The organism is Cellulomonas sp. (genome assembly GCF_035634735.1).
Taxonomy (GTDB): domain Bacteria; phylum Actinomycetota; class Actinomycetes; order Actinomycetales; family Cellulomonadaceae; genus Cellulomonas.
Window position 1 is genome coordinate 1 of the sequence record NZ_DASQCJ010000213.1, and the last position, 15016, is coordinate 15016.

A 15016-nucleotide genomic window follows, 5' to 3' on the forward strand; every position below is an offset into this window, starting at 1 on the left:
GCCGGGTGTTGACCTCGAGGAAGCTGATGAGGCCGTCCTGCGCGACGAGGAACTCGCAGGTGCCGGCGCCGACGTAGCCGGCCTCCTTGAGGATGGCGACCGAGGCGTCGACCAGCTGGGCGCGCTGCGCGTCGGACAGGAACGGCGCGGGCGCCTCCTCGACCAGCTTCTGGTGCCGGCGCTGCAGCGAGCAGTCGCGGGTCGACACGACGACGACGGTGCCGTGCTCGTCCGCGAGGCACTGGGTCTCGACGTGCCGCGGCCGGTCCAGGTACCGCTCGACGAAGCACTCGCCGCGGCCGAACGCCGCGACGGCCTCGCGCACGGCGGAGTCGTACAGCTCGTCGATCTCCTCGGACGTGCGGGCGACCTTGAGGCCGCGGCCGCCGCCGCCGAACGCGGCCTTGATGGCGACCGGCAGGCCGTGCTCGCGGACGAACGCGTGCACCTCCTCCGAGCCGGACACCGGGTCCGGGGTGCCCGCGACGAGCGGGGCGCCGGCGCGCTGCGCGATGTGCCGCGCGCTCACCTTGTCGCCCAGGTCCCGGATCGCGGCCGGCGGCGGGCCGACCCAGACCAGGCCGGCGTCCAGGACGGCCTGGGCGAACTCGGCGTTCTCCGAGAGGAACCCGTAGCCCGGGTGCACGGCGTCGGCGCCGGAGCGGCGGGCGACGTCGAGCAGCTTGGCGATGTCGAGGTAGGTCTCGGCGGCGCGGGCGCCGTCCAGGGCGTAGGCCTCGTCGGCGACGCGCACGTGCAGCGCCTCGCGGTCGGGGTCCGCGTAGACGGCGACGGAGGCGAGGCCGGCGTCGCGGCAGGCGCGGGCGATGCGGACGGCGATCTCGCCGCGGTTGGCGACGAGGACCTTCGAGATGCGGGGCACGGCTCACCGTAACGCGGGGGGCCTCCGGCGTTCACGCCCGCGGCCGGTCGTGCCGCGAAGATCGCCGATCCGGCCAACCGGGTCCCCGTGGTGTTGGAGGGTTCCACAGCGGACCGGCGGGGCCGGCCGCGCCGCCCGGCGCGCCCTTGTCCGCCCCCGACAAAGCCGCGCGGGCCCCTGGTCAGGACGGGAGGCGGGTCCAGAGGGTGTGGATCGGGACGCCGCGGGCCGCGAGGAGGTCGCGCAGCAGCGGCAGGCTCAGGCCGACGACGCCGTGGTGGTCGCCCTCGACGCCCGTGATGAACGCGCCGCCCAGCCCGTCGATCGTGAACGCGCCGGCGACCCAGAGGGGCTCGCCCGTGGCGACGTAGGCGTCGATCTCGGCGTCCGAGACGTCGGCGAAGTGCACGACGGTCGTGGAGGTGGCGCCGGCCTCGGCGCCGGCGCCCGCGCCGTCCGCGCCGCCCCGTCCGTCCACCAGCCAGTGCCCCGTGTGCAGCCGCCCGCTGCGCCCGCGCATCGCGCGCCACCGCGCGACGGCGTCCGCGGCGTCCGCCGGCTTGCCCAGCACCCGCCCGTCGAGCTCCAGCATCGAGTCGCACCCGAGCACCAGCGCCCCCGCGTGGCCCGGCGCCACGTCCCGGGCCTTGGCGCGGGCCAGCAGCAGCACCGCCTCGGCGGGCGGCACGTCGCCGGCGGCGGCCAGCACCGCGGGCTCGTCGACGGCGGACACCGCGACGGTCGGCTCGATCCCGGCCGCGCGGAGCGTCGCGAGCCGGGCGGGGGAGGCGGAGGCGAGCACGAGGGTCGTCACCCGGCGAGCGTACGGCCAGGTCGGGGACGTACGTCCCCCGGGCGGCACCGCCGCCGTGCCGATGATGTCCGGGGAACTCCCAGGAGGGGATGCGACGATGACCGGCGTGACCGAGGACAGCGCCCGGGCCACGCGCCCGACCGGCGCAGCAGCCGACCCGACCGACCTGCTCGACCGCGACCCCGTGGACGACGACCCCGACTCGCCCGCCCGCGCCGCCTGGCGCCGCCGGACCGCGATCGAGATGGCCGTGTCCGGCGTGATCGGGCTGTTCACGTCGTTCGTGCTGTCGATCGAGGCGTGGCACCTGGCGAAGGACCCGACCGCCGCGCTGTCCTGCGACCTGAGCTCGGTGATCTCGTGCTCCACCGTCGCGCTGTCCCCGCAGGCGGAGGTGCTCGGCTTCCCCAACGCGTTCCTCGGCATCGCGTTCGAGTCCGTGGTGATCGCGATCTCGATCGCGGGCATCGCCGGGGTGCGGTTCCCGCGCTGGTACATGCTCGGCACCCAGGCGCTCTACACGGTCGCCCTGGTGTTCGCGTGGTGGCTGTTCCTGCAGTCGTACTTCGTCATCAAGGCCCTGTGCCCCTGGTGCCTGCTCATCACCGTCACCACGACGCTGGTCTGGGCCGGCCTCACCCGGTGGAACGTGCGGGACGGCCACCTGCGGCTGCCGGGCCGCGCCGGGCCGTGGGCGCGCGGCTTCGTGGCGTCCGGCAGCGACTGGTACGTGACCGTGGCGGTGCTGGTGCTGTTCGTGGCCGCGATCCTGCTCAAGTACGGCCCGTCGCTGCTGGCCTCCTGAGCCCGCGGGCCGGCGCGCCCGCGCCGCCGCCCCCTGCACGCGACGAGGGCCCCCGGACCGCGCAGGTCCGGGGGCCCTCGTCGCGTGCCGCGCCGGTCAGGCGAGCGCGGTCCGCAGCACGTCGAGCGGCAGCGCGCCCATGCCGAGCGCCCGCGCGTGGAACGCCCGGAGGTCGAACGACTCGCCGCGCTGCTGCGCGGAGTCGGCGGCGCCGTCCCGGATCTGCTCCCAGATCCGCTGGCCGATCTTGTAGGACGGGGCCTGGCCGGGCCAGCCCAGGTAGCGGTTCAGCTCGAACCGGATGAACTGCTCCGGCATGTTGACGTTGGCCCGGAGGAACTCCCACGCCTTGTCGGCGTCCCAGGTCCCGCCGCCCCAGCGCGCGGGCGCCTCGAGGCCGAGGTGCACGCCGAGGTCGAGCACGACGCGGGCGGCGCGCATCCGCTGCCCGTCGAGCATGCCGAGCCGGTCGCCCGGGTCGTCCAGGTGGCCGAGGTCGGCCATCAGCCGCTCGGCGTACAGCGCCCAGCCCTCGCCGTGGCCCGACACCCAGCACGCCAGGCGGCGCCAGGAGTTGAGCTGCGCGCGGTTGTAGACGGCCTGGCCGACCTGCAGGTGGTGGCCCGGGACGCCCTCGTGGAACACGGTGGTCTTCTCGCGCCAGGTGTTGAACGTGGTGACCTCCGGCGGCACCGACCACCACATCCGGCCGGGCCGGCTGAAGTCGTCGGACGGGCCGGTGTAGTAGATCCCGCCGTTCTGGGTGGGCGCGATCCGGCACTCCAGGGTGCGGATGGCGTCCGGGATGGTGAAGTGCACGCCGTCGAGCGCGGCGACGGCCGCGTCCGAGGTCTCCTGCATCCAGCGCTGCAGCGCCTCGGTGCCCTCGAGCCGGCGCGACGGGTCCGCGTCGAGCGCGGCCACGGCCTGCTCGACGGTGGCGCCCGGGCCGGCGATCTCGGCGGCGACCGCCTCCTGCTCGGCGACGACCCGGGCGAGCTCCTCGAGGCCCCACCGGTACGTCTCGTCCAGGTCGACCGTCGCGCCCAGGAAGTACCGGGACCACAGCGCGTAGCGCTCGCGGCCGGCCGCGTCCTGCGCGGGCGCCTGCGGCGCGAGCTCGTCGCGCAGGAAGGTCACCAGGTCGGCGTAGGTCTGCCGGGCCGCCTCCGCGCCGCGCTCCAGGTCGGCGCGCAGCGCGTCGCCGCCGCCGGCCTCGATCGCGGCCGTGGCCTCCGGCCCGGAGACGAACGAGGTGAAGAACGAGGACGACGGGTCGGCGAGGTCCTCGGCCTGCGCGATCGCCTCGCGGACCTGGCGGATCGCGGGGACCTGCCCGCGGGACGCGGCCAGGCGCAGCGACTCGACGTAGCCCGCGCCGGAGCGCGGCAGGCCGGCGAGCCGCTGGGCGGTGGTCGCCCAGGCCTCGGGGCCGTCGGTCGCCATGATGTCGAAGACGTCGCGCATGCCCTGGACGGGCGAGGCGATGACGTTGAGGTCGGCGAGCCACTCGCCGGCCTCGTGCAGCTCGAGGTCGAGGCCGAGGCGCTCGCGCATGGCGGCGAGCGTGATCGCGTCGACCTCGTCCGCGGCGGCCAGGCCGTCGAGCTGCGCCAGCGTCGCGCGGGCCGCGTCGGCGCGCGCCTCGTGCCCCGCCGGGGACAGGTCGGTGACCTCGTGGTCGTGGCCCGGGACGCCCAGCGCGGTCGCGCCGAACGGGTCGAGGGCGGCCGTGGTGGCGACGTAGGCGTCGGCGACGGCGTCGATCGGGGTCGCGGGGCGCTGCGGCGCCCCGGTGGTGTCGGGTGCAGTGCTCACCCGGTCGACCCTACCCGCGCCGCGCCGGGCCGCCCCGCCTTTTCCGGCGGGTGCGGCCCGGCGCGGCGGGTGGGTGCGGCGGGCCGCCGCGGGCGCGTCAGCGCAGGCTGCGGCGCCAGGCGTCCGGCCCGGTGCGCCAGGCGCCGCGGGCGCCGGGCAGCGAGCGGGCGCGGTCCGCCCAGCCCGCACGGGGCAGCGCGTCCTCGACCCCGTCGTCGTCCCCGGGCACCGACGCGGCGACCAGCCCGGCGACGAGCGCCGCGAGCTCGACGTCGTCGGGCGTGCCGCGGACGACCTGGACGTGCGGCGGCGCGGCGGCCTCGCGGGCGGTCACGCGCCCTCCCCGCCGTCCTCGTCGTCGTCGAACGTGACGGGCGCGCCGCGGGACGCGCCCCAGCCCTCGACGGTGAAACCGCTGTCCAGCAGGCGCTCGACGATCTCGGCGCCGCCGTTGTCGACGATGCCGAGCACGGCGTCGATCGACTGGTCGTGCGGGGCGGCCGGCACGCTCACGACGAACCCGAGGTGGAACTCGTCGGTGTCCTCGTCGGCGGCGGGCGCCTCGGCCGGGGCCGCGTCGTCCTCCCAGGTCATGCCCGTGAGCTCGGAGTGCATGCCGAGGCTCTCGTGCAGCAGGTCGTACAGCCGGGCGTTCAGCGCGGACACCCGGGACTCCAGCGCGAGCACCCGGGGGTCCTCGTCCGCCTCGGAGGCGCCGAACTCCGCGCGCACGCCGGCGGCGGTGCCCACGTACTCGTGCAGCGCCGCGGCGAGCTCGTCCACCACGCCGTGCATGGCGCCGGTGTCGACGCCGGGCAGCGGCTCGGGGCCGTGCGCGCCGCCGGCGTGGTCGTGGGCGTCGTGGCCCCCGTGGTCGTCGTGCTCGCCGGGGCCGGGCAGCAGCGGGTCGCCGGTCACAGCGGGATGTTCCCGTGCTTCTTGGGCGGCAGCGCGGCGCGCTTGGTCCGCAGCACGCGCAGCGCGCGCACGATCTGCGACCGGGTCTCGGCGGGCGCGATGACCGCGTCCACGTAGCCGCGGTCCGCGGCGTCCCACGGGTTCACGATGGCCTCCTCGTACTCGCGGGTGAGCCGGGCGCGCTCGGCCTCGACGTCCCCGCCGGCCTCGGCGACCTGCTTGAGCGCGCCGCGCTGCAGGATGTTCACCGCACCGCCGGCGCCCATGACCGCGATCTGCGCCGTGGGCCACGCCAGGTTCACGTCGGCGCCGAGCTGCTTCGACCCCATGACGATGTAGGCGCCACCGTACGCCTTGCGGGTGATCACGGTGACCAGGGGGACGGTCGCCTCCGCGTAGGCGTAGATGAGCTTCGCGCCGCGGCGGATGATCCCGTTCCACTCCTGGTCGGTGCCCGGCAGGAAGCCCGGGACGTCGACGAACGTCAGCACCGGGATGCTGAACGCGTCGCAGGTCCGCACGAACCGGGCCGCCTTCTCCGCCGCGTCGATGTCGAGCGTGCCGGCCATCGTCAGCGGCTGGTTGGCGACGATCCCGACCGCGTGCCCCTCGACCCGGCCGAAGCCGACCAGCACGTTCCGGGCGAACAGCGGCTGGACCTCCAGCAGGTCGCCGTCGTCCAGCACGTGCTCGACGACGGTGCGCATGTCGTACGGCTGGTTGTCCGAGTCCGGCACCAGGGCGTCGAGCTCGAGGTCGGTGTCGGTGACCTCGAGGTCGGCCTCCTGCGGGTACGCCGGCGGGTCGGTGAGATTGTTCTGCGGCAGGTAGGACAGCAGCGAGCGCACGTAGTCGAGCGCGTCGTCCTCGTCCGAGGCCAGGTAGTGCGCGACGCCGGACCGGGTGTTGTGCGTCGTCGCGCCGCCGAGCTCCTCGAAGCCGACGTCCTCGCCGGTCACCGCGCGGATCACGTCCGGGCCGGTGATGAACATGTTGGACGTGCCGTCGGCCATGACGATGAAGTCGGTCAGCGCGGGGGAGTACACCGCGCCGCCGGCCGACGGGCCGAGGATCAGGCTGATCTGCGGGATCACGCCGGACGCGGCGACGTTGCGCCGGAAGATCTCCGCGAACTGGGTCAGGCCCGCGACGCCCTCCTGGATGCGCGCGCCGCCGCCGTCGCTGATGCCGACCAGCGGCATGCCGGTGCGCAGCGCGAGGTCCATCACCTTGGTGATCTTCTGGCCGTGCACCTCGCCGAGGCTGCCGCCGAACACCGTGAAGTCCTGGGAGTAGACCGCGACCGGGCGGCCGTCGACCGTGCCGTGGCCGACGACGACGCCGTCGCCGGGGACGCGCTTGCGGTCCAGGCCGAAGTTGGTCGAGCGGTGCCGCACGAACGCGTCGAGCTCGGTGAACGAGCCCGGGTCCAGCAGCGCCTCGATGCGCTCGCGGGCGGTGCGCTTGCCGCGGGCGTGCTGCTTCTCGGCCGCGGCCTGCTCGGGATCGGTGACGGCGCGGCGGTGCCGGTCCGCGAGGTCGGCCACCTTGGCGGCGGTGCCGGCGGGCCGGGGGGCGGCGGGCGTGGCGGCGGGCTGGTCCGCCGGGAGCTGGTCGGTCACCCGCACGAGGCTAGTGGCCGGACGGCGCGAGCCGCCTGGGCGACGTTCACCGACTCCCGCGCGCCGGGTGGTGCGAATGCCACAACGCGGCCGCGAGCCCGGCGGGCGAGGATGGGGCGGTGGACGAGACGACCCCCGCCGGCCCGGCCCGCGCCCCGCTCCGCGCGGCCGAGGTGCGCGCCGCGCTGCTGCACCCCGCGGGGCCGCTGCGCCGGTGCGAGGTGCTGCCCGCCGCCGGCTCGACCAGCACCGAGCTGCTGGCGCGGGTCGCCGACGACCCCGCCTGGGCGGACGGCGGCCTGCTGGTCGCCGAGCACCAGCAGGCGGGTCGCGGCCGCGCCGACCACGCCTGGACCACGCCGCCCGGCGCCGCCCTGACCCTCTCGCTGGCGGTGCGCCCGGGCGTGCCGCGCGACCGGTGGGGCTGGCTGCCGCTCCTCACCGGGCTGGCCGTGGCGCGCGCCCTGCGGGCGACCACGGGGCTCGAGGCCGGGGTGAAGTGGCCGAACGACGTGCTGCTGCCCGCCGCGGACGGGGCCGACCTGCCGGGCTGGGGCGCGCACCGCAAGGCCGTCGGGATCCTGGCCGAGGTGGCCCCGGCGGGCGACGCCGTCGTGCTCGGCATCGGGATCAACGTCGACCAGACCCCGGACGAGCTGCCGGTGCCGAGCGCGACCTCGCTGCGCGCCGCCGGGGCGCCGGGCGCCGACCGCACGGCGCTGCTGCTCGCGGTCGTCGGGGAGGTCGTCGCGGTGCTCGAGCGCTGGCAGGACCGGGGCGGGGACGTCGCGGCGGCCGGGCTGGACGCCGCCGTGGCGGACGCGTGCCTGACGCTGGGCCGGACGGTGCGCGCGACGCTGCCCGACGGGTCGGAGCTGCGCGGGACCGCCGAGCGGATCGACGCGGGCGGCGCCCTGGTGCTGGGGGACGCGGCCGGGGCCGAGCGGGTGCTGCTCGCCGGTGACGTGCGTCACGTCCGCCCGGTCGGTGAACTAGGGTCGCAGTCGTGACGGACGAGGTGCAGGACGGCGTGCAGGCGGCCGCGCTGGACGCGGCGCTGCTCGGCGGCCCGCGGACGCTGTCGCTGCGGGACCTGGCCGACCGCTCGGGGCTCGACCTGGAGCTGGTGCGGCTGTACTGGCGGACCCTGGGCCTGCCGCACCCGGACGCCGACGACGTCGCGTTCACCGGCCGGGACGCCGAGGCCGTGGAGCGCGTCGCGGCCCTGCTCCGGGACGACCACGTCGGCAGCCGCACGATGATCTCGCTGACCCGGGCGCTCGGGCACACCAGCGACCGGCTCGCGCTCTGGCAGGTCGAGGCCCTGGTCGAGGACATGGCGACCCGGCGGGACCTCGACGACCCGGCGGCCCGGCGCGCGGTGCTCGACGAGCTGCCGCGGCTCGCGCCGGTCCTGGAGGAGCAGCTGCTGCACTCCTACCGCCGGCACCTGGCGTCGATCGCGGCGCGGTACGCCGTGGAGTTCGCGGCCGGGGGCTCCGCCGGGACCGAGGGCGACCCGGCGGCGCTCCCTCTGGCCCGGGCCGTCGGGTTCGCCGACATGGTGTCGTTCACCCGCCGCACCGCCGGCCTCGGGTCCACCGACCTGTCCGACTTCGTGCAGCGGTTCGAGACCGCGGCGCGCGACGTGGTCACCCAGTGCGGCGGCCGCGTGGTCAAGACGATCGGCGACGCGGTGCTGTTCGTGGCCGACGACGTGCGGACCGGGGCGCGGGTGGCCCTGGAGCTCGCGCGGGTGCTCGGCGGCGACCTGGACGTCGAGCGCGAGCGCGGCGCGGGCGGGCTGGCCGAGGGCGCCCGCGGCGTCACGCCCGTGCGGGTCGGCGTCGTGTGGGGCCGGGTGCTGTCCCGGTTCGGCGACGTGTTCGGGCCGTCGGTCAACGTGGCGGCGCGGCTCACCGACATCGCCGACCCGAGCACCGTGCTCACCGACCCGGCGACCGCGCGGCTGCTGCTGGACGCCCCCGGGATGCTGCTGGAGCCGCTGCCCGAGCGGGAGCTCGAGGGGATCGGGGCGCTGGCGCCGGTCCGGATCCGGACGGCGTGACGGTGGCGGGGGAGGAGGTCGCGGCCGCGGCCGACCGCGCGGGTCGGCCGGTCCGGCAGCTGCGGCTGGTCGTCGAGGCGGAGGACTACGACGCGGCGCTGGCGTTCTACCGGGACGTGCTCGGCCTCGAGCAGCTCGAGGCCTACGAGGGCGGCGACGGTGCGCACGTCGCGATCCTCGACGCCGGCCGCGCGACGCTCGAGATCGCGAACCCGGCGCAGAAGCGGCTGATCGACGACGTCGAGGTCGGCCGGCAGGTCGCGCGGCACGTGCGCGTCGCGTTCGAGGTGGCGGACACCCGGGCGACGACCGCGCGGCTGGTCGACGAGGGCGGCGCCGAGCTCGTCGCGCCGCCGACCGAGACGCCGTGGCGCTCGCTGAACGCGCGGCTCGAGGGGCCCGCGGGGCTGCAGCTGACCGTGTTCCAGGAGCTGGGCCCGGCGGACTGACGCGCCGCGCGGCGGCCCGCGCCCGGCTGACCTGGGCCTCGATCGAATCGATTCGCCCCCGGCCGCGGCGCGTGCGACGATGCAGCACGAGATGAGCACCGGCGAACCCGTCCCGACCCCCGCCCGACCCTCGACGGCCGCGGCGGCGCCGACGGCCACCCCGGCCCCCGCGGCCGCGTTCCGGCCCACCGCGAAGTACGTCCTGCTGCTGGGCGTCATGACCGCGCTGCCCGCGATCACCACCGACATCTACCTGCCGTCGCTGCCCGACGTGGCGCGAGACCTGGACACCAGCGCGGCCGCGGCCCAGCTGACGATGACGATGATGCTGGTCGGCGGCGCCGCCGGGCAGCTCGTCATCGGCCCGCTGTCCGACCGGTTCGGCCGCCGGCTGCCGGTGCTGATCGGCGTCGCGCTGCACGTCGTGACCTCGCTGCTGTGCGCGATCGCGCCGGCGATCATCCCGCTCATCGGGCTGCGCATGGTGCAGGGCTTCTTCAACGCGTCCGCGTCGGTCGTCGCGATGGCCGTCATCCGGGACCGGTTCGTGGGGCCGGACGCGTCGCGGCTGCTGTCCCGGCTGATGCTGGTCATCGGCGTGGCCCCGCTGTTCGCGCCGAGCGTCGGCGGGCTGATCGCCGGCCAGTGGGGCTGGCGCGCGGTGTTCGTGGCGCTCGCGATCTACGGCGCGGGGCTGTGGGTCGTCGTGCTGCTCCGGCTCCCCGAGACGCTGCCGCGCCAGCGGCGGCTCGCCTCGGCGCGCGGCGCGTGGAGCGGGTACCGGGTGCTGGTCCGGGACCGGCACTTCGTCGCCCTGGCGCTGCTGCCCGGCCTCGGGCTCGCGGTGCTGATGAGCTACGTCGTCGGCTCGCCGTTCGTGCTCCGCGAGGGGTACGGCCTGACCGCGGGGCAGTTCGCGCTCGTGTTCGCGATCAACGGCATCGGCCTGGTCGGCGGCGCGCAGGTGAACGCCGCGCTGGTCCGCCGGTACGCGCCGATCCAGATCATCCGGGTCGCCCTGCCGGCGTCGTTCGTGCTGGTCCTGACGCTGCTGGTCCTCGCGCTGACCGGGTGGGGCGGGCTGCCGGCGCTGCTCGTCGTGCTGTTCTTCACGATGTCGCTGGTCAACTTCACGCCGCCCAACGCCTCGGCGATCGCGCTGTCCCGGCACGGCGAGCGCGCCGGCACCGCGGCGGCGTTCATCGGCGCGCTGCAGGCCGGCGTCTCCGGCGTGGTCGCGCCGATGGTGGGCGTGCTGGGCGAGTCGGCCTGGGCGATGGCGACGGTCATGCTCGCCGGCGCGGGCGGGGCGCTGCTGGTCCTGGCGCTGGCGACGCCGGCGTACCGCCGCGGCGGATGGACCGACGGCGGCCTGGGCGCCACGGTCGAGACCCGCTGAACGGGGAACCCGGGCGCGCCGGGTGAGCCCGCCGCGGGGTCAGCCCGCCGCGGGGTCAGCCCGCCAGGGGGTCAGCCCGCCAGGGCCGCCAGGCGCTCCGCCGCCTCGCGCAGCACGGGCTCCTGCTTCACGTACGTGAACCGCACCGCCGTGCGCAGCGCGCGGTCCGCGGCCGAGCCGTCGTGCGTGAACGCCCCGACCGGCACGCCGACGACCCCGGCCAGCCCCGGCAGCGCGCGGCACAGGTCGGCGGCGTCCGCCAGACCGTGCCGCGCCAGCGGGCCCGCGAGCAGGCGCGCGGCGTCCGCGACCACGAAGTACGTGCCCTGCGGCCGCACGACGTCGAAGCCCGCGGCGGTCAGCCCCGCGCTCAGCAGGTCGCGGCGCCCGGCGAGCGACGCGGCGAGCCCGCGCACGTAGCCGGCGCCGGGCGAGTCCGTCGTCTCCAGGTCCAGCGCGTGCGCGATCGCGGGCTGGAACGGCGCGCCGGACACGTAGGTGAGGAACTGCTTCACCGCGCGCACCGCGTCCACCAGCGCGGCCGGCCCGGAGACCCAGCCGATCTTCCAGCCGGTGAACGAGAACGTCTTGCCCGCGGACGAGATCGTCAGCGTGCGCCCGGCGGCCCCCGGCAGGGTCGCGAACGGGACGTGCGCGACGCCGTCGTAGGTCAGGTGCTCGTACACCTCGTCGGTGACGACCACGCAGTCGTGCCGCTCGGCGACCTCCGCGACCACCGCGAGCTCCGCGCGGGTCAGCACGGCGCCGGTCGGGTTGTGCGGCGTGTTGAGCAGGATGACCCGGGTGCGGTCGGTGACCGCGGCGCGCAGCGCGTCGGCGTCCAGCCGGAACCCGTCGGGCGTCGCGGCCAGCGGGGCGGTGGTGTGCCGCGCGCCGGCCAGCCCGATCACGGCGGCGTACGAGTCGTAGAACGGCTCGAGGGTCAGCACCTCGTCGCCCGGCTCGGTCAGCGCCAGCACCGCGGCGGCCAGCGCCTCGGTCGCGCCGGTGGTGACGAGCACCTCGGTGTCCGGGTCGGGGGCCAGGCCGTAGTGGCGGCGCTGGTGCGCGGCGACCGCGCGGCGCAGCTCCGGGACGCCGGGGCCGGGCGGGTACTGGTTGACCCCGGCGGCGATCGCCTCCGCGGCGACCCGCTTCACCGACTCCGGGCCGTCGACGTCCGGGAACCCCTGCCCGAGGTTGAGCGCGCCGGTCCGGACGGCGAGCGCGGACATCTCGGCGAAGATCGTCGGCCGCGGCACGCCGTCCGCGCCGAGCAGCCCGGCGGCCCCGGCGGCGTCGCGCCAGCGTCCGGGCGTCGTGGGGCGGGCGGGGGAGGGCGTGCCGGTCATCGCGGTCCGTTCGTGAGGGGACGCGAGGAGGGTAGTCCGGCCCGCGGGTCGGGGTGTGGGCTGCCCGCGGACCGGTCGTCCGTCACAGCGTGATGGCGTGGACGCCCGGGAGGTCGGCGAACCGGGCGCGCCGGTCGGGGGTCACCACGACCCGGCCGTGCTCGGCCGCCTGCGCCGCGATGATGAGGTCGTGCGCGCCGCGCGGGACGCCGGCCCGTCGTACGTGCACGAGGAGCCGTGCGTGCTCGGCGGCGGTGCGGGCGGTGTAGTCGAGGACGGTCGCGGTCGCGGTGATCGCGGCGAGCACGCGTCGGCGACGGTCCGCCCGGCCCTCCGTGGCGGAAAGCGCGATCCCGACCCGGAACTCGGCGACGGTGACGGCGGCGACCGCCAGGTCGTCCGCGTCGGCGACGACCTGGCGATCAGCCAGGCCGCGCTCGAAGGCGATGAGTGCCCCGGTGTCCAGGATCAGCCGGCGCGCCACGGCCCGGGGTCCTGGGTCAGCAGCCGTGTCGCCGCGGCGATGTCCGCCTCGAGGTCGTCGTCGAGCGGGGGGAGGCCGGCAAGCGCCCGGCGCAGCGCGCCGGCCGTCGACACATTGGCGGCGGGCCGCACCTCCGCCACCGCCCGACCGGACCGGGTGATCGTGACCGTCTCGCCGTGCGCCACCGCGTCGAGCAGGCCGGGCAGGTGACGGGACGCGTGCGTGGCGGTGACGGTGGGCATGCGTCGAGCCTAGAGACACGGGTGCCCGGGCGACAGGGCGAGTTCAGGACCTGTGGACGACGGCCGGTCGCGCGGGGCCCCGGGCGTCAGAGCACGCCGGCGGCCGCCGCCAGGCCCGCGAGGACCAGCAGCACCAGCGACCCCCACGCGCACGCGACCCACCACGGCACGTGGTGCCGGGGCCGGGTGCGCGTGTGGTGCGTGGTCATGCCTGTGTGATCGGCACCACGCGCGCAGGCTCAAGCGGTCGGGCCCGACTCGCGCGGGTGAGTTCCGGGGGCGGGCGTCACCCGGTCGCCACCCGGGCGCCACCCCGGGCCCGGGGCTCAGCCCTGCTCGGTCTGCTGCACCTGCTGGGACAGCTCCTCGACCTTCTGGGCGAGCGTGTCCAGCGCGTCGGCCGTCGTCGCGTCGACCTGCGTGGACGCCGAGTCGAGGGCGCTCCGGGCCGAGTCGAGCGCCGAGCGCGCGGAGTCGAGCTGCTCCTGGGTCGCGGCGCTGCCGTCGGCCTGCGCCTGCTCGAGCGCCGCGGTGGCGTCGTCGATGGCGGTGGACGACTGGTCGACCGCGCCCTGCGCGGCCTCGCGGGTGCTCGCGTCGAGGTCCTGGAGCCGCGCGCGGGCGTCGTCGACGGCGGCCTGCGCGGACTCCACGCGCTCGCGGACCTGGTCGGCGAGGTCGCGCAGGTTGCCGGCGGCCTCGCTGGCGGAGTCGGCGACGGACTGGGCCTGGGACGCGATCTCGTCGGCCTGGGAGCAGGCGCCCAGCGCGAGGGCGGCGGCGAGCGCGAGCGGCAGACCGGCGGCGGCGCGGGCGGTGCGGCCCCGGCGCGCGGTGCGGGCGGTGCGGGCGGTGCGGCGGGTGGTCATCGGCGGGCCTCCTCGTCGGTGGACCGCCCAGTGTGCCAGCCCCACCTCGGAGCGCCCGGGGAGCGGTGCCCCGGGCGCAGAGGAGCGCCCCGCCCGCGACGGGTGGTCGCGGGCGGGGCGCTCGGCGAGCAGCGACCTGGGTCAGGTCGGAGGGACGCTCAGGCGTCGGCCTCGGCCGGGGCCCCCGCCCCGGCGGGCGCGCCCTCGGCGCCCTGCTGCTGCTCGCGGCGGCCCCGCACCTCCGCGACGGAGGTGCCGTAGTAGGCCGCGGTCATGATGTCCTTCATGTCGGCGCGCATCGGCATCCGGGGGTTGGCCGGTGCGCACTGGTCCTCGTAGGCGCCCATGGCGACCTCGTCGAGCCGGGACAGGAAGTCCTGCTCGTCGACGCCCTGCGCCTGGAAGGACGACGGGATGCCGACCTTGGCGCGGAGCGCCTCGATCGCCAGGGCGTAGGACTCGACGCCCTGCTCCGGGGTCTCGGCCGGCAGGCCCAGCATCTGGGCGATCTGCTGGAACCGCTCCGGGGCGACGTAGTGCTCGTACTTCGGCCAGCTGGTGAGCTTGGTCGGGATCTGGCCGTTGTACCGGATGACGTGCGGCAGCAGCGTGGCGTTCGTCCGGCCGTGCACCAGGTGGAACGTCGAGCCGATGACGTGCGCCATCGCGTGCACGATCCCGAGGAACGCGTTGCCGAACGCCATGCCGGCGATGGTGCCCGCGTTGTGCATCTTCTCCCGGGCGTCCTTCGTGGCCGGGTCGGCCGGGTCGCCGTTCACCGACTGCGCCAGGTTGTCGAAGATCAGGCGGATCGCCTGGAGCGCCATGCCGTCGGTGAAGTCGTTGGCGTACACCGCGACGAACGCCTCGGTGGCGTGGGTCAGGGCGTCGAAGCCGGAGTCGGCGGCCAGCGAGCGCGGCATCTTCGAGGTGAGGACCGGGTCGATGATCGCGACCGTCGGGGTCAGCGCGTAGTCGGCCAGCGGGTACTTCTTGCCCGCGTCGGGGTCGGAGATGACCGCGAACGGGGTGACCTCGGCGCCGGTGCCCGAGGTGGTCGGGATGCAGACCAGCTTGGCCAGCTCGCCGAGCACCGGGAACTTGAACGCGCGCTTGCGGACGTCGAAGAACTTCTGCTTGAGGTCGGAGAACACGATCTCCGGGTGCTCGTACAGCAGCCACATGACCTTCGCGGCGTCCATCGGCGACCCGCCGCCCAGGACGATGATCGTGTCCGGGCGGAAGTGCCGCATCTGCGCCGCGCCGGCCTGCACGGTCTTGACGCTCGGCTCG

The 15016-nt window shown here is 76.3% G+C and carries 17 protein-coding genes; 5 read left to right on the forward strand and 12 right to left on the reverse strand.

Features of this window, described 5'->3' with window-relative positions:
• Positions 1 to 874: biotin carboxylase N-terminal domain-containing protein (locus VER05_RS17250; RefSeq protein WP_414647649.1), on the reverse strand; the 874-nt coding region annotated here is incomplete at its 3' end.
• A 190-nt stretch (positions 875 to 1064) separates the two neighbouring features.
• Entirely contained in the window at positions 1065 to 1697 is a 633-nt protein-coding gene (locus VER05_RS17255) for a nucleoside triphosphate pyrophosphatase (protein WP_324846548.1), read from the reverse strand.
• 97 nt (positions 1698 to 1794) lie between these two features.
• Between VER05_RS17255 and VER05_RS17260 the strand changes: the two genes are divergently transcribed.
• The gene (locus tag VER05_RS17260; RefSeq protein ID WP_414647648.1) at positions 1795 to 2502 is read left to right on the forward strand and encodes a vitamin K epoxide reductase family protein; all 708 of its coding nucleotides are present in this window, start codon (positions 1795 to 1797) and stop codon (positions 2500 to 2502) included.
• 96 nt (positions 2503 to 2598) lie between these two features.
• Here VER05_RS17260 and VER05_RS17265 read toward each other — a convergent pair whose 3' ends face one another.
• The 4 genes from VER05_RS17265 to VER05_RS17280 all read right to left on the reverse strand — a co-directional run bounded on the left by VER05_RS17265 (position 2599) and on the right by VER05_RS17280 (position 6860).
• Complete coding sequence (locus tag VER05_RS17265) at positions 2599 to 4320, reverse strand: DUF885 domain-containing protein (protein WP_324846549.1); 1722 nt, start codon at positions 4318 to 4320, stop codon at positions 2599 to 2601.
• Between the two features lie 97 nt (positions 4321 to 4417).
• Positions 4418 to 4654, reverse strand: a complete 237-nt coding sequence (locus VER05_RS17270) for an acyl-CoA carboxylase epsilon subunit (RefSeq protein ID WP_324846550.1) — start codon at positions 4652 to 4654, stop codon at positions 4418 to 4420.
• Positions 4651 to 5238, reverse strand: a complete 588-nt coding sequence (locus VER05_RS17275) for a hypothetical protein (RefSeq protein WP_324846551.1) — start codon at positions 5236 to 5238, stop codon at positions 4651 to 4653. The genes VER05_RS17270 and VER05_RS17275 overlap by 4 nt, the downstream gene beginning before the upstream one ends.
• Positions 5235 to 6860 carry an acyl-CoA carboxylase subunit beta gene (locus tag VER05_RS17280; RefSeq protein WP_324846552.1) on the reverse strand — a complete coding sequence of 542 codons (1626 nt, stop codon included), beginning with the start codon at positions 6858 to 6860 and terminating at the stop codon, positions 5235 to 5237. Before VER05_RS17280 ends, VER05_RS17275 begins: the two co-directional genes overlap by 4 nt.
• A gap of 119 nt (positions 6861 to 6979) precedes the next feature.
• On the opposite strand from VER05_RS17280, the gene VER05_RS17285 reads away from it, so the two are divergent.
• The 4 genes from VER05_RS17285 to VER05_RS17300 all read left to right on the forward strand — a co-directional run bounded on the left by VER05_RS17285 (position 6980) and on the right by VER05_RS17300 (position 10776).
• Positions 6980 to 7870: a biotin--[acetyl-CoA-carboxylase] ligase gene (locus VER05_RS17285; RefSeq protein WP_324846553.1), complete on the forward strand. Its 891-nt coding sequence runs from the start codon at positions 6980 to 6982 to the stop codon at positions 7868 to 7870.
• Positions 7867 to 8928: an adenylate/guanylate cyclase domain-containing protein gene (locus tag VER05_RS17290; RefSeq protein WP_324846554.1), complete on the forward strand. Its 1062-nt coding sequence runs from the start codon at positions 7867 to 7869 to the stop codon at positions 8926 to 8928. Before VER05_RS17285 ends, VER05_RS17290 begins: the two co-directional genes overlap by 4 nt.
• Entirely contained in the window at positions 8925 to 9377 is a 453-nt protein-coding gene (locus VER05_RS17295) for a VOC family protein (RefSeq protein ID WP_324846555.1), read from the forward strand. The genes VER05_RS17290 and VER05_RS17295 overlap by 4 nt, the downstream gene beginning before the upstream one ends.
• Positions 9378 to 9468: 91 nt before the next feature.
• Positions 9469 to 10776, forward strand: a complete 1308-nt coding sequence (locus VER05_RS17300; RefSeq protein ID WP_324846556.1) for a multidrug effflux MFS transporter — start codon at positions 9469 to 9471, stop codon at positions 10774 to 10776.
• A gap of 71 nt (positions 10777 to 10847) precedes the next feature.
• On the opposite strand, the gene VER05_RS17305 is transcribed toward VER05_RS17300, so the two are convergent.
• From VER05_RS17305 to VER05_RS17330, 6 genes are all read right to left on the reverse strand, one after another.
• Positions 10848 to 12128: an aminotransferase class I/II-fold pyridoxal phosphate-dependent enzyme gene (locus tag VER05_RS17305; protein ID WP_324846557.1), complete on the reverse strand. Its 1281-nt coding sequence runs from the start codon at positions 12126 to 12128 to the stop codon at positions 10848 to 10850.
• A gap of 82 nt (positions 12129 to 12210) precedes the next feature.
• Entirely contained in the window at positions 12211 to 12612 is a 402-nt protein-coding gene (locus VER05_RS17310; RefSeq protein ID WP_324846558.1) for a PIN domain-containing protein, read from the reverse strand.
• Complete coding sequence (locus VER05_RS17315; RefSeq protein ID WP_324846559.1) at positions 12597 to 12854, reverse strand: type II toxin-antitoxin system prevent-host-death family antitoxin; 258 nt, start codon at positions 12852 to 12854, stop codon at positions 12597 to 12599. Before VER05_RS17315 ends, VER05_RS17310 begins: the two co-directional genes overlap by 16 nt.
• An 86-nt stretch (positions 12855 to 12940) precedes the next feature.
• Complete coding sequence (locus VER05_RS17320) at positions 12941 to 13063, reverse strand: molybdopterin oxidoreductase (RefSeq protein ID WP_324846560.1); 123 nt, start codon at positions 13061 to 13063, stop codon at positions 12941 to 12943.
• Between the two features lie 117 nt (positions 13064 to 13180).
• The gene (locus VER05_RS17325; RefSeq protein WP_324846561.1) at positions 13181 to 13723 is read right to left on the reverse strand and encodes a hypothetical protein; all 543 of its coding nucleotides are present in this window, start codon (positions 13721 to 13723) and stop codon (positions 13181 to 13183) included.
• Between the two features lie 158 nt (positions 13724 to 13881).
• The coding region (locus VER05_RS17330) for an iron-containing alcohol dehydrogenase (protein WP_324846562.1) at positions 13882 to 15016 on the reverse strand (1135 nt) is incomplete at its 5' end.

Coding starts and splice junctions, on each gene's coding strand:
- VER05_RS17260 (WP_414647648.1), top strand. CDS start 1,795: ATGACCGGCGTGACCGAGGACAGCGCCCGGGCCACGCGCCCGACCGGC.
- VER05_RS17300 (WP_324846556.1), top strand. CDS start 9,469: ATGAGCACCGGCGAACCCGTCCCGACCCCCGCCCGACCCTCGACGGCC.
- VER05_RS17305 (WP_324846557.1), bottom strand. CDS start 12,128: ATGACCGGCACGCCCTCCCCCGCCCGCCCCACGACGCCCGGACGCTGG.
- VER05_RS17320 (WP_324846560.1), bottom strand. CDS start 13,063: ATGACCACGCACCACACGCGCACCCGGCCCCGGCACCACGTGCCGTGG.
- VER05_RS17325 (WP_324846561.1), bottom strand. CDS start 13,723: ATGACCACCCGCCGCACCGCCCGCACCGCCCGCACCGCGCGCCGGGGC.
- VER05_RS17315 (WP_324846559.1), bottom strand. CDS start 12,854: ATGCCCACCGTCACCGCCACGCACGCGTCCCGTCACCTGCCCGGCCTG.